Annotated in this window: 11 protein-coding genes; 4 read left to right on the plus strand and 7 right to left on the minus strand. The window is 67.3% G+C overall.

Features of this window, described 5'->3' with window-relative positions; genetic code table 11:
* Nucleotides 1–3 precede the first annotated feature (3 nt).
* On the minus strand, nucleotides 4–882 hold the full coding sequence (locus ACZK08_RS00245; protein WP_065182116.1) for a hypothetical protein: 879 nt from the start codon (nucleotides 880–882) through the stop codon (nucleotides 4–6).
* Nucleotides 883–1,141: 259 nt separating this feature from the next.
* On the opposite strand from ACZK08_RS00245, the gene ACZK08_RS00250 reads away from it, so the two are divergent.
* Complete coding sequence (locus ACZK08_RS00250) at nucleotides 1,142–1,981, plus strand: acid phosphatase (RefSeq protein ID WP_065182115.1); 840 nt, start codon at nucleotides 1,142–1,144, stop codon at nucleotides 1,979–1,981.
* Nucleotides 1,982–2,087: 106 nt separating this feature from the next.
* On the opposite strand, the gene ACZK08_RS00255 is transcribed toward ACZK08_RS00250, so the two are convergent.
* Complete coding sequence (locus ACZK08_RS00255) at nucleotides 2,088–4,355, minus strand: TonB-dependent receptor (protein WP_065182114.1); 2,268 nt, start codon at nucleotides 4,353–4,355, stop codon at nucleotides 2,088–2,090.
* Nucleotides 4,356–4,515: 160 nt separating this feature from the next.
* Between ACZK08_RS00255 and ACZK08_RS00260 the strand changes: the two genes are divergently transcribed.
* Together ACZK08_RS00260 and ACZK08_RS00265 are read left to right on the plus strand one after the other, a co-directional pair.
* Nucleotides 4,516–5,538, plus strand: a complete 1,023-nt coding sequence (locus tag ACZK08_RS00260) for a TIGR00266 family protein (RefSeq protein WP_053516031.1) — start codon at nucleotides 4,516–4,518, stop codon at nucleotides 5,536–5,538.
* 182 nt (nucleotides 5,539–5,720) lie between these two features.
* Nucleotides 5,721–6,713 carry a patatin-like phospholipase family protein gene (locus tag ACZK08_RS00265; RefSeq protein WP_065182113.1) on the plus strand — a complete coding sequence of 331 codons (993 nt, stop codon included), beginning with the start codon at nucleotides 5,721–5,723 and terminating at the stop codon, nucleotides 6,711–6,713.
* Between the two features lie 24 nt (nucleotides 6,714–6,737).
* On the opposite strand, the gene ACZK08_RS00270 is transcribed toward ACZK08_RS00265, so the two are convergent.
* Nucleotides 6,738–7,223 carry an Lrp/AsnC family transcriptional regulator gene (locus ACZK08_RS00270; protein WP_053516027.1) on the minus strand — a complete coding sequence of 162 codons (486 nt, stop codon included), beginning with the start codon at nucleotides 7,221–7,223 and terminating at the stop codon, nucleotides 6,738–6,740.
* A 125-nt stretch (nucleotides 7,224–7,348) separates the two neighbouring features.
* On the opposite strand from ACZK08_RS00270, the gene phhA reads away from it, so the two are divergent.
* Nucleotides 7,349–8,242, plus strand: coding sequence for a phenylalanine 4-monooxygenase (gene phhA / locus ACZK08_RS00275; protein ID WP_065182111.1), 894 nt, complete (start codon nucleotides 7,349–7,351; stop codon nucleotides 8,240–8,242).
* A 47-nt stretch (nucleotides 8,243–8,289) separates the two neighbouring features.
* On the opposite strand, the gene ACZK08_RS00280 is transcribed toward phhA, so the two are convergent.
* From ACZK08_RS00280 to ACZK08_RS00295, 4 genes are all read right to left on the minus strand, one after another.
* Nucleotides 8,290–9,390 carry a GDSL-type esterase/lipase family protein gene (locus ACZK08_RS00280; RefSeq protein ID WP_065182110.1) on the minus strand — a complete coding sequence of 367 codons (1,101 nt, stop codon included), beginning with the start codon at nucleotides 9,388–9,390 and terminating at the stop codon, nucleotides 8,290–8,292.
* A 93-nt stretch (nucleotides 9,391–9,483) separates the two neighbouring features.
* Complete coding sequence (gene kduD / locus ACZK08_RS00285; RefSeq protein ID WP_053516021.1) at nucleotides 9,484–10,239, minus strand: 2-dehydro-3-deoxy-D-gluconate 5-dehydrogenase KduD; 756 nt, start codon at nucleotides 10,237–10,239, stop codon at nucleotides 9,484–9,486.
* An 80-nt stretch (nucleotides 10,240–10,319) separates the two neighbouring features.
* Nucleotides 10,320–11,168 carry a 5-dehydro-4-deoxy-D-glucuronate isomerase gene (gene kduI / locus ACZK08_RS00290; protein WP_065182109.1) on the minus strand — a complete coding sequence of 283 codons (849 nt, stop codon included), beginning with the start codon at nucleotides 11,166–11,168 and terminating at the stop codon, nucleotides 10,320–10,322.
* A gap of 184 nt (nucleotides 11,169–11,352) precedes the next feature.
* Nucleotides 11,353–12,411 carry a LacI family DNA-binding transcriptional regulator gene (locus ACZK08_RS00295; RefSeq protein ID WP_053516017.1) on the minus strand — a complete coding sequence of 353 codons (1,059 nt, stop codon included), beginning with the start codon at nucleotides 12,409–12,411 and terminating at the stop codon, nucleotides 11,353–11,355.
* Between the last annotated feature and the right edge of the window lie 32 nt (nucleotides 12,412–12,443).

Here is a 12,443-nt window from a genome sequence, read left to right on the forward strand (position 1 = left end):
TCCTCACTGGGCCAGGTCGTTGCGCAGGATGGCGCCCAGGCCGAAGCACTCGCGGCGGCTCTGGTTGTGGCTCAACGGCTCGGCGCCCTGCGTGCGCGCGGTGTCGGTGAACCAGGTACTGCCCGCCGCCTTCTGGCTGCTGCACTCCAGGAAACCGTCCGAGCACGAGGACAGCCAGTTCTGGGTGAACTCCAGGCCGACGTTGGCCGCGTAGCCGCCGCAGTAGCTGTTGCTGTCCCACACGGCCGATTCGACATCGCTGCCGACCACCGCGCGGAATGGCTTGGGCAGTGCCGGCCGACCGGCCGTGCCGTACAGGTTCTGCGCGTTGTAGGTGGCCATGCTGGCGACCTGCTGCATGCGCACGGCATCGTTCTTGTAACCGAGCAGCCAGCCCAGCGAGGTTTCGAAGGTGTTGCCGTTGAGCACGGCATCGGCCAGCGGCGTACCCGCCGATGAGGGTGCCAGCGCGTTGACCTTGCGCACCGTGCGGATGATGTTCGGGTAGCGGCTGTCGTAGGTCGGGTTGGAGAGGATCCAGCGCATCACGTTGCCGCCGTTGGAATGGGTGATGACCACCAGCTGGGTGATGCCGCGGCTGTTGATGAAGCCGGTGAGCTGGTCGGCCAGGCAGCCGGCGGCTTCCGGCTTCCACATGTACTGCGTGAAATCGCAGTTGATGACCACATAGTTGCTGCTGTTCGGCAGCCCCTGGCGGACGGTGTCGATGATCGCCGGTTGCCAGTAGTCCTGGGTGGCGTTGGTCTGCGCGCCGGTGCCGTGCACGAAGGCCACGCCGACCACATCGGCGGCGGTGGCCGGCGTGACGGCCATGGTGGCGAGCAGGACCAGGACGGTACTTCCTGTTGCGGTGCTGCGCATCGCTTCTCTCCCTCTGTCAGCGGATCCCCCCGACCCGGCTGGAATGGAATGGCACGCGTGCCATCGTTGCGCCGATGCTCGATGCCCCGGCGCGTGAAAGTCCGTGCGCTGCGCCCGGATTCGGGAGAATGGCGGAGCGCGATGACGCTTTTGCCCCGTTTTGATGACCATGCCGGGTCTGGCCGTATGACCGACGGCCACTGCGACGCCGGCTGCGGGCTGCGATCATGGCGTGGTGTTTCCTCTGCTGAGCCTGACCATGTCTGTGATCTTCCGCCCTGCCCGTCCCCTGCTTGGCCTGGCCATCGTGCTGGCGCTGGCCGGCTGTGCCGCGTCTGCTGCCCGGCCGACCGCCGTCGAAGCCAACGTCACCACCAAGGCCGTGGGCTATCTGGACGCGCGCGCCGTACCGGCCAGCCTGGCCCTGGTTCCGGCGCCACCCGCCGCGGGCTCGGCGGGCTTCGCCCTGGATGAACAGGTCAGCCGCGAAGCGCGTGCACTGCGCGGCAGCCCACGCTTCGCCCAGGCCACACTGGATGCCGAACTGGGCTTTCCGGAAGGTGCCAACCAGTTTTCCTGCGCGGTCGACATCGATGTGGACGCGGTGAAGACGCCCGCGCTGTACCGCCTGCTGGAGCGCAGCCGGATCGACGCCAGCGCTGCCACCAAGGTCGCCAAGAACCACTACCAGCGCCCGCGCCCGTTCATGGTCAATGGCGAGCCGACCTGCACGCCGGATGATGAAGCGGGCCTGCGCAGCAACGGGTCCTATCCGTCCGGCCACACCTCGATCGGCTGGGCATGGGCCCTGATCCTGTCGGAGATCGCGCCGGATCGTGCCGATGCCATCCAGGCCCGTGGCCGCAACTATGGCGAGAGCCGCCTGGTGTGCAACGTGCACTGGCAGAGCGACATCCTCGAAGGCCGTTTCATGGGGGCTGCCGCCGTTGCCCGGCTGCATGACAATGCCGCGTTCCAGCGCGACCTGCTGGCGGCACGCAGCGAGATCGCCGCCGCGCGCAAGGCCGGCCTGCACTCCAGCCGCAACTGCACCGCCGAAGAGGCAGTGCTGAAGGTACGCCCGCAGAGCGCGCTGTAAGCGCTCGCGGCGCAGAGGTGGCGCCGGGCCATGCCCGGCGGACACCGAACGCAGAAGGGCCGGCATTGCGCCGGCCCTTCTGCATTGCCTCGGTACAGCGACCGCATCAGAACTTCGCGGTGAACTCCACGCCCCAGGTCCGCGGCTCGTTGAGGAAGCCGGTCAGGTTGTTGAAGTCGATCGCACCGACCACGCGGGTCTGGTTGGTGAGGTTGCGGCCGAACACCGCCACGTCGTACTGGCCGTACTCCCAGTTGTAGCCCAGGCGCAGGCCGCCTTCCAGCGAACTGCGGCTGCGGAACTCCGGCGACTCGTAGATGAAGAAGTTCACCGGGCTGCGGTAGGCCCAGTCGGTGTAGGCGTACAGCTCGCTGCCATCGGTGAGCGGGAAGCCCACGCGCAGGGTCATGTTGTGGATCCACTTCGGCGCCTGCGGCAGCGGATTGCCGTTGACCAGGGCGTAGGTGCCGCCGTTGATCACCGTGGTCGGGTCGGTGATGGTGCAGCCACCGCCGCAGATCGCCACGGCCAGGTTTCCGTCCTTGATCTCGGTGTCGTTGTAGCTGCTGCCCAGGGTCAGCAGGACGTTGTCGGCCAGGTAGGCTTCCAGGTCCAGCTCCACACCCTGGCCGATGGTCTTGTCGGCGTTGAGCAGGGTGGCGGTATTGTTGCTGCCTCCGACCGCGATCAGCTGCTGGCCGTCGACGTCGTAGCGGAACACGCTGAAGCCCAGGCGGGCGCGGCGATCGAACAGGTCGGCCTTGATGCCGGCTTCGTACGAGATCACCTTCTCGGAATCGGCCTGCGACACGCCACCGAAGGCCAGACGGCCCTGGATCGACGGCGCGCGGAAGCCCTTGGCCACGCGCGCATACGCATTGACGTTGTCGGTCAGCTTGTACACACCGCTGACATCCCAGCTGACGTCATCGACGTCGGTGTTGGCCAGGTACGGCCCGCTCACCGGGGTGCCACCCTGCACGGCCTGCAGCACGCGCGCGGTGAAGTCCTTCTTGTCCTGCGTGTAGCGCACGCCGGCGCGCAGCTTGAAGCGGTCGGTGACATCGAAGTCGCCCGATGCGAACACCGCCCACGCCTTGTTGCGCTGGCTCTGCACGGCATGGCCGGTCTGCGGATTGCCCGGCGTCAGCGAGTCGTAGTTGAAGCTGTCGATGGTGACGTCTTCATCGAAGTAGAAGACACCGGCCTGCCAGTCGAAGCGGCCCCACTCATTGGATTCCACGCGGAATTCCTGGGTCCACTGGCGGTGGTGCGGCAGGCCATCGGCCGATTCGGACGGGAACGGAATGAAGCCCGGGCCATAATTGCCGGCGCCGAGGAACGAAGCACCGTAGCCACCGTCGATATCGCCGCGGTTGAGCGATTCGGCAGTCTCGTAGCCGGTGATGGAGTGCAGGGTCACCGAGCCGAGGTTCCACTGCAGGCGCGCGCTGCCGCCCCAGGTTTCCAGGTCGGAGAAGTTCACGCCGTCGTTGGCCACCTTGTCGCGGTCGAAGTTCTCGACCAGCGCGTTGCTGCCCTTCTGGATGATGTTGGCGCGGAACAGGCGGGCGGTGCCGTTGAGCTTGCGCTTGTGCAGGTTGAACAGGGCCTCGAAATCGTCGCCCTCGTACAGGAACTGCACGCGGCCGGCAGCCTCGTCATAGCCTTCAAAACCACTGTTGGGCGCGCCGACGCGGGTGTTGTCGACCCAGTCGTCGCGGCGCTGGTAGATCGCCGAAACGCGTGCCGACCAGCGGTCGGTCAGCGGGCCGCCGTAGGCGCCCTGCACGTTCCAGCTGTTGTAGCTGCCGTAGCCGACGCGGACGTAGCCATCGGCATCCTGCGACGGACGCGCCGAATCGAACTTGACCACGCCGGCCGGCGTGTTGCGGCCGAACAGGGTGCCCTGCGGCCCACGCAGCACTTCCACGTTGGCCAGGTCGAACAACGGGAAGCCCTTCAGCAGCGGGCTTTCCTGCACCACGTCGTCGTACACCAGCGAGACCGGCTGCGAGGCATTGAGGTCGAAGTCGGTGTTGCCGAGGCCGCGCATGTAGAAGCGCGGGAAGGCACGGCCATAGGACGATTCGATGTTGAGGCTGGGTACGCGCGCGGCCAGGAAGCGGATGTCGTCGCCGGCCGAGCCGAGCACATCAAGCTTCTCGCCCTGGATCGCGGTGATCGCGACCGGCACGTCCTTGGCATTCTCGACGCGGCGCTGGGCCGTCACCTGCAGGGTATCGAGCGCGACCGGATCCTTGGCGGCGGGGGTTTCCTGGGCGGCTGCAACCAGCGGCAGCAGGGCGGAGAGAGCGGCAACGAGGGGGCGCGCGACCGGAATACGGCCGCGGGAAGTGTGGGTCGGGGACATGGCGGTAGGCTGTGTTTGGAGGGGTGGTAAAACGGCGCTACCAGATAATTGTTGCAATACAGCACCTGCGCCGCAAATGGCCGCTGTTCATGGCGCGGTCGCGGGCCACCGGGGAGGGTCGCTAGACTCGGGCTTTCCCACCCCGACCCGGCGCACCGCCATGACCCAGTGGTACTTCCATTCCTCCGCCCAGGCCGATCGCATCGGGCCGCTCGATGACGAAGCCGCGCGCCGCTACGCGCAGGCCAACCCCCGCGCGCTGGCCTGGTGCCAAGGTATGAGCGGCTGGACCGCGATCGCCGAGGTGCCCGAGCTGCAGGCGCCCGCCCCGGGCATGCCCAACACGCCGCCACCCGTGCCGGGCGGGCCTGCGCGGGGCCGGGCCGACGACATCGACTTCCGCATCGTCGGCCATGAGATGCAGTTCGTGGAGATCGAGCTGGATCCCGGCGAGAGCGCCATCGCCGAAGCCGGCGCGCTGATGTTCAAGGACGCCTCGGTGCAGATGGATACGGTGTTCGGCGACGGCACGCACAGCGGCCAGGGCGGCGGCATCATGGACAAGCTGATGTCGGCCGGCAAACGCGTGCTGACCGGCGAGAGCCTGTTCGCCACGCTCTATACGCATACCGGGCAGGGCAAGGCCAAGGTCGCTTTCGCCGCGCCCTACCCCGGCACCGTGCTGGCCATGAAGCTGGACCAGCACGGCGGCCGCCTGGTCTGCCAGAAGGACAGCTTCCTGGCCGGGGCGCGCGGCGTGCAGATCGGCGTGCAGTTCCAGCGCAAGATCATGACCGGCCTGTTCGGCGGCGAAGGCTTCATCATGCAGAAGCTGGAAGGCGATGGCTGGGTGTTCATCCACGCCGGAGGCTGTGTGGTCGAGCGCGAACTGGCCGCCGGCGAGCGCCTGGACGTCGATACCGGCTGCGTGGTCGCCTACCACCCGACGGTGGACATGGACGTGCGCCGGGTCAGTGGCATCAAGAGCATGGTGTTCGGTGGCGAGGGCGTGTTCCTGGCAACCCTGACCGGACCGGGCAAGGTCTGGCTGCAATCGCTGCCGTTCTCGCGCCTGGCCGGCCGGATGTGGATGGCCGCGCCGCAGGGAGGTGGGCAGAACCGCGGCGAAGGCTCGGTGCTGGGCGGCATCGGCCGCATCCTCGACGGCGACAACCGGTTCTGATCGCCCACGGGTAGCGCCGGGCCATGCCCGGCGAGCGCAGCGGCCCTGAACTGCCCGCCAGGCCATGCCCGGCGCTACCCATGGCGGTCCATGAATAGGGCGTCGTCCTGCCCTGCCCGGCCCGCCGTGGCTTCGGTATGCTGGCGCCCTTCCCTGAATCCGGCGCCGCGAGCGCATTGCCGATGAGCCTGTTCCGTCCCCGCGTGCTGCTGTCCGTTGCCCTGCTTGGCCTGCTGGCCGGTTGCGGTGGCGATCCGGTGCGTCCGGCGCCGCCGCCGGCGCCGACCGTGGTGCCGCAGGCCAAGCCGGTGAAGATCGGCATCGCGCTGGGCGGCGGCGCGGCCAAGGGCTTTGCCCACATCGGCGTGATCAAGATGCTCGAGGCCAACGGCTTCGAGCCGGTGGTGGTGTCCGGCACCAGCGCCGGCAGTGTGGTCGGCGCGTTGTACGCCAGCGGCATGGATGCGTTCCAGATGCAGAGCCGGGCCGTCGCGCTGGATGAAGCCAGCATCCGCGACGTGCGCCTGTTCTCCGGCGGGCTGGTGCAGGGCCAGAAGCTGCAGGACTACGTCAACGAGCAGGTCGCCAACCGTCCGGCAGAGCGCCTGAAGAAGCCGTTCGCCGCCGTCGCCACCCAGCTCGAAACCGGCGAACGCGCGATCTTCGTGCGCGGCAACGTGGGCCAGGCCGTCCGTGCGTCCAGCAGCATCCCCGGCGTGTTCGAGCCGGTGAAGATCGGCGGACGCAACTACGTCGATGGCGGCGTGGTGAGCCCGGTGCCCGTCGATGCCGCGCGCCAGCTCGGTGCCGACTTCGTGATCGCCGTGGACATCTCCAGCAAGGCCAGTGGCAAGGCACCGACTGACATGCTCGGCATCGTCAACCAGTCGATCGCGATCATGGGCCAGCGCCTGGGCGAGCAGGAACTGGCCCGCGCCGACATCGTGATCCGCCCGCGCGTGCTGGATATCGGTGCGGCTGATTTCAGCCAGCGCGGGACCGCGATCCTGGAGGGAGAAAAGGCGGCGATGGCCGCGATGCCGCAGATCCGCGCGAAGATCCAGCAGCTGCAGAAGGCGCGCGCCGCCGCGCTGGTACCGCCACCGGTAGCCGCGCCGAAGTGCGAGGAGACCTCGCGGCTGGGCAGGCTGATGGGGCGCAAGGACAAGTGCTGAGCCCTCGCCCGCGCTGACCGGTGCTCAGGGTTCCAGCTGCGACAGTGGCAACGCCTGGAAGCCCTTCACCGTGCGCAGCACGAAGCTGGAATTGGCATCGGCCACGCCACCGGCATTGAGCAGGCGGTCCAGCAGGAAGCGCGAGAAGTGCTCGAGGTCGCGCACGTAGACGTGCAACAGGTAATCCATGTCGCCGGTGAGCGCATGGCAGGCCACCACTTCATCCCAGCCCTGCACGCTGTCCACGAAATGCGCGATGGCCGCCTGGTCGTGCTTTTCCAGTTGCACCCGCACGAACGCCTGCAGGCCCAGCCGCAGCTGCCGGGGTTCCAGGCGCGCGCCATAGCCGACGATCACACCCTCGCTCTCCAGCCGCTGCAGGCGGCGCAGGCAGGCGGAGGGGGAGAGGTTCACCCGGGCCGCGAGCTCGGCATTGGTGGCGCGACCATCCCGCTGGATTTCGGCCAGCAGGCGTATATCCGTGCGATCGAACTGGACTTCTCCGGCCATTGTTGCCCCGCAACATGGTGTGTACGCAAGGATATTGCGCCAGCAAGGTCATTCCGCGCAACTTTTGCAACCCTGTTGCGCCCGCCCTGCCCTAGCATCGTGGACATCCCTTCAAGGAGCGTCCCATGGATCCCGCCCAGCCCCGCCGCGTCGAACACCAGCAGACCGACAAGGGCTACGTGCCGGTGTACACCACCGCGCTCGTCGAGCAGCCGTGGGATACCTACAGCGCCGATGACCACGCGACGTGGAGCACGCTGTACCAGCGCCAGCGCGAGCTGCTGGTTGGCCGTGCGTGCCGGGAGTTCCTGGACGCGCAGGACGAGATGGGCATGAGCGCGCACATGATTCCGCGCTTCGACCAGCTGAATGAAGTACTCGGCGCAGCCACCGGCTGGACGCTGGTGGGCGTGGAGGGGCTGCTGCCGGAGCTGGATTTCTTCGACCACCTGGCCAACCGCCGCTTCCCGGTCACGTGGTGGATCCGTCGCCCCGACCAGATCGACTACATCGCCGAGCCGGACCTGTTCCACGATCTGTTCGGCCATGTGCCGCTGCTGATGAATCCGGTGTTTGCCGATTACATGGAGGCCTACGGCCGTGGCGGTGTCAAAGCCCACGCCATCGGCCCGGAGGCGCTGCAGAACCTCACGCGCCTGTACTGGTACACGGTGGAGTTCGGCCTGATCGATACCCCGGATGGCCTGCGCATCTACGGCGCCGGTATCGTCTCGTCAAAGGGCGAATCGCTGTACTCGCTGGAATCGGCCGCGCCCAACCGTATCGGCTTCGACCTGCAGCGCATCATGCGCACGCGCTACCGCATCGATACCTTCCAGAAGACCTACTTCGTCATCGACAGCTTCGAGCAGCTGATGCAGGCGACGTCGCCGGACTTCACCCCGATCTATGCCTCGCTGGCCGAGCAGCAGCACCTGCCGGCCGGTGATGTGCAGTCCGACGACCGCGTGTTCCAGAAGGGAACCGGCGAAGGCTGGGCCGACGGCGGCGACGTGTGATGCGGCAGGGGCATCCGTAGGGCCGGCTCCACGCCCGACTCCACGGGTCAGCGCGGGTATGCCAGCAGCAGCACCAGATCCTCGTCACCCACCTGCTGCAGTGCATGCGAACTGCCTTTGCGCGTCAGCAGGGCATCGCCTGCGCTGACGTCGTACTGCCTTCCGTCCAGCACGTAGCTGCCCTTCCCGCTGACGATGTAGTAGATCTCGTCCTTGTGCTGCGGATGCAGGCCGATGCCTGCACCCTTGTGCAGTACGCGCTTGCGCAGCACGAACGGCAGGTCCTTCTCTCCGGCGAAGAACGGATAGGCCGTGGTCGGCCCGGCGCCACCATGCGGGCCGGGCTGGCGGATGGCGATGTCATGCTCATGGACCACGCGCGAGGGCTGCGCCGGTTGCCCGCCCTGCCCCGCCGCCGCGCTCACGTCACAGTCGATGTCGCGCACGAGTGCATCTTCCAGCCCCGGCTGCAGCACCCTCCACTCGCGCAGCACCAGGCAGGCGACGGCGTTGGCGCCGGCCACACTGAAGTGGGTGCCGTCGGCCTTGCCCTGCTCGGGCACGAACAGGAAGTAGGGTCGTGCACCCTGCTCGCCCAGCGCGCGTATCCAGCGCGTGCTGCGGTCGTTGAGTTCGATCAGGGCAACGCGCTCGCGCGCGGCCAGCTGCTGCATCGCCCGCGTGTAACGCGCATGTGTGTCCAGCAGCGAACCGAAGTCATACAGCAGCCGCGCCACCGGCGTGACCAGCACCGGCGTGGCGCCCTTGTCGCGCGCCACCTGCACGTAACGCATCAGCAGGCGCGGATAGTCGCTGTCCGGATCGGTATAGCGCGTGGGATCTTCGAACTTGGCGTCGTTATGGCCGAACTGGATCAGCAGCACATCGCCGCGGCGCAGCTCGCTGGCGATCGCATCCAGGCGGCCTTCATCGATGAAGCTGCGCGTGCTGCGGCCTCCCCGGGCGTGGTTGCGCACTTCGAACCGCGCCGGATCGAGGTAGCTCTGCAGGGCCTGGCCCCAGCCCGCCTGCGGCGCGCGCTGGGGACCGTACTCGGCCGCGGTGGAGTCACCGGCGATGAACACCCGCACCGGCGCCGCCTGCGCGGTGGTGCACGACAGCAGCAACAACAGCAACAGCCTTCGCATCGCGGCACTCCTGTAGAGCCGAGCCATGCTCGGCTGTTTTTCGATCAGAGCGCGACAGCCGAGCATGGGCTTGGCTCTACAGACCGGTGTGCCTCAGCGCGCCAACCAGCCACCATCGACCGGCAGCACGGCGCCGTTGATGTAATCCGATGCGCTGGATGCCAGGAACACCGCCGCGCCGGCCAGATCCTCCGGTGTGCCCCAACGGCCGGCCGGAATGCGATCCAGGATCGCCTTGTTGCGGTCGGCGTCGGCACGTAGGGCCGCCGTGTTGTCCGTGGCCATGTAGCCCGGCGCGATCGCGTTGATGTTGACGCCCTTGCCGGCCCATTCGTTGGCCAGCAGGCGGGTGATGCCGGCGATGCCACTCTTGCTGGCGGTGTACGACGGCACCCGGATGCCGCCCTGGAATGACAGCATCGAGGCGATGTTGATGATCTTGCCGCTGCCCTGGGCGATGAAATGACGGCCCGCCGCCTGCGAGATGAAGAACGCCGACTTGATGTTGACGTTCATCACGTCATCCCAGTCCTGTTCGCTGAACTCCACCGCGTCGGCGCGGCGGATCAGGCCGGCATTGTTGACCAGGATATCCAGGCCACCCAGTCCCTCGATGGTTTCGCGCACCACGCGCTCGACCGGCTCGATGCTGATCAGGTTGGCTTCCACCGCCAGGCAGCGTCGGCCGAGCGCGGTGATCTTCTCGATGGTTTCGGTGGGCGGCGCGATGCCGGCCACGGCGACATCGGCGCCGGCGGTGGCCAGCGCAACCGCGATACCTTGGCCCAGACCGGTATTACCACCGGTTACCAGAGCGACTTTGCCTTCCAGGCTGAAGGGATTGGCCATTGCGTGTGCGTTCCTTGGTAGAGGTGTGCGTGATGCAGGCGAACGGCCACCGGCACGCGTGCGCGGCGGCCAGGCAGGACTTACTTGAGCTGGCAGATGTCCAGCACGTGCATGTCGGTGTAATCCAGGTTCTCGCCGCCCATCGCCCAGATGAAGGCGTAATTGCTGGTACCGGCACCCATGTGGATCGACCACGGCGGCGATACCACGGCTTCGTTGTTCTGGATGACGATGTGGCGCTGCGCGTCCGGTTCGCCCATGAAGTGGTACACGCGGTCGTTGTCGCCCAGGTCGAAGTAGAAATAGACCTCGCTGCGGCGGTCATGCAGGTGCGGCGGCATGGTGTTCCACACGCTGCCGGGCTTGAGCACGGTCAGGCCCAGCAGCAGCTGCGAGGACTGGCAGGTGGCCGGCACGATGTACTGGTAGATGGTGCGTTCGTTGCTGGTCTCCAGCGCACCGCGGTCCAGCGCCACCGCGTCCTTGATCGACAGCTGCCTGGTTTCAAAGCGCGCGTGGGCCGGGGTCGAGGCCAGGTAGAACTGAGCCGGGTTGGCGGCGTCCTGCGAGGCGAACGCGACATCCTTGCTGCCCATCGCCACGTACAGGCCATCCTTCGGGCCCAGCGTGTAGACGGTGCCGTCGACGGTGACCGTACCGGTACCGCTGCCGACGTTGATCACGCCCAGCTCGCGACGCTCCAGGAACGGATGGCCGGCGGCCGACGCCGGTTCGGTCTGCACCGGCAGCGCCAGCGGCGCATCCAGGGGCGCCGCGCCACCGAGTACGAAGCGCTCGTAGTGGGTGTACTTCAGCGTCACCTGGCCGGGGTTGAACAGGCCGTCGAGCAGGTACAGCTCGCGCAGCTGGTCGTTGCTGGCGCCCTTGATGGCGTCGGGATGGGTGGCGTAGTGGGTCTTGCAGTACATGGCATCTCCAGAGCAGGGGGCGGGCCGATCATTCGGCCCCGGCACGGTTCAGGGGGATTCTAGCGACGTTGGTAACCGGTGTCATTTTGCGCCGCACGATAGCGCTCAACGGTCGCGGCAAGGTGAGGCGGCTTCAACGGAGTCGCAGGCAGGCCTGCGGGCTACCGGACTGATCCCCGCCGGATCAGTCCTCCGGCGGCTGGCAGGAGTCGCGCACGATCAGGTGCGGGCGCACGCTGGCGATCTGCAGCGCCGGCTGGCCGTCGGGCTGGATCAGCATCGCCGCAGCGGTGCGGCCGGTATCGCGGGTATGGCGCCGTACCGAGGTCAGCGACGGCCAAAGGCGCGAGGCCAGCGGGCTGTCGTCGTAGCCGATGATGGACAGCTGGCGCGGGATATTGATGCCTGCACGTAGCGCCACCTTGTAGATGCCCGCCGCCATTTCATCGTTCCCGGTGAAGATCGCGGTCGGCCGGCGCTTGCCCAGCAGCAGCTTCTCGGCGGCGGCCACGCCCGATTCAAAGGTGTAGCCCGCCTCGATGATGCGGTCCTTGGGCAGCTCGATGCCACGCTGCGACAGCGCATCAATGAAGCCGGCGGTACGCTCGTGCGCCGAACGATAGGCACTGGGCCCGGTCACCAGGGCGATGTCGCGGTGGCCCAGCGAGAGCAGGTAGTCGGCCGCTTCGGCGGCGCCGTCACGATCGTGGGTGACCACCATCTGCGAGCTCTCGTCCAGCGGCAGCGCGGCCACGCGGGTGAAGCGGCAGCCGATCTCATCCAGCATGTCCGCCAGCGCCTGGTCCTCGGAGGCACGCGGCACCAGGATCACCCCATGCAGCTTCTGCTGCTGCACGAAGCGGCGCACGCCGTCGATGTAGCCCGGGCTGCGGCTGTCGCAGGGGTGCACGACCAGCTCGAAGCTGGAACCGCGCAGCGCGTCGAGTGCACCGTACTGCATGTCCACGATGTACTGGGCGGTCGGGTTGTCGTAGACCATGCCGATCAGGAAGGATCGACGGAAGGCCAGGCCGCGCGCCAGCGGATCGGGCGTATAGCCCACCTCGCGCATCAGGGCCTCTACCTTGTCGCGCGTGTCCTTGCGCACCAGCGGTGAGTTGTTGATGATCCTTGAAACCGTTTTCTTGGACACTCCGGACAGTCGCGCGATGTCGTTGATCGTGGCTGCCTTGCCTTTGGCCAATGCCGGCGTGGCGGCATCATTCTTGTTGCGCACTGACATGTAATGGACCAGGTAAGTCGGGGGATTTCCGG

The sequence above is a fragment of the Stenotrophomonas sp. 112478_Sma genome (assembly GCF_056479905.1).

Bases quoted from the DNA above. Each gene is read 5' to 3' on its own strand.
- ACZK08_RS00245 (WP_065182116.1), bottom strand. From the start codon at position 882: ATGCGCAGCACCGCAACAGGAAGTACCGTCCTGGTCCTGCTCGCCACC.
- ACZK08_RS00250 (WP_065182115.1), top strand. From the start codon at position 1,142: ATGTCTGTGATCTTCCGCCCTGCCCGTCCCCTGCTTGGCCTGGCCATC.
- ACZK08_RS00255 (WP_065182114.1), bottom strand. From the start codon at position 4,355: ATGTCCCCGACCCACACTTCCCGCGGCCGTATTCCGGTCGCGCGCCCC.
- ACZK08_RS00260 (WP_053516031.1), top strand. From the start codon at position 4,516: ATGACCCAGTGGTACTTCCATTCCTCCGCCCAGGCCGATCGCATCGGG.
- ACZK08_RS00265 (WP_065182113.1), top strand. From the start codon at position 5,721: ATGAGCCTGTTCCGTCCCCGCGTGCTGCTGTCCGTTGCCCTGCTTGGC.
- ACZK08_RS00270 (WP_053516027.1), bottom strand. From the start codon at position 7,223: ATGGCCGGAGAAGTCCAGTTCGATCGCACGGATATACGCCTGCTGGCC.
- phhA (WP_065182111.1), top strand. From the start codon at position 7,349: ATGGATCCCGCCCAGCCCCGCCGCGTCGAACACCAGCAGACCGACAAG.
- ACZK08_RS00280 (WP_065182110.1), bottom strand. From the start codon at position 9,390: ATGCGAAGGCTGTTGCTGTTGTTGCTGCTGTCGTGCACCACCGCGCAG.
- kduD (WP_053516021.1), bottom strand. From the start codon at position 10,239: ATGGCCAATCCCTTCAGCCTGGAAGGCAAAGTCGCTCTGGTAACCGGT.
- kduI (WP_065182109.1), bottom strand. From the start codon at position 11,168: ATGTACTGCAAGACCCACTACGCCACCCATCCCGACGCCATCAAGGGC.
- ACZK08_RS00295 (WP_053516017.1), bottom strand. From the start codon at position 12,411: ATGTCAGTGCGCAACAAGAATGATGCCGCCACGCCGGCATTGGCCAAA.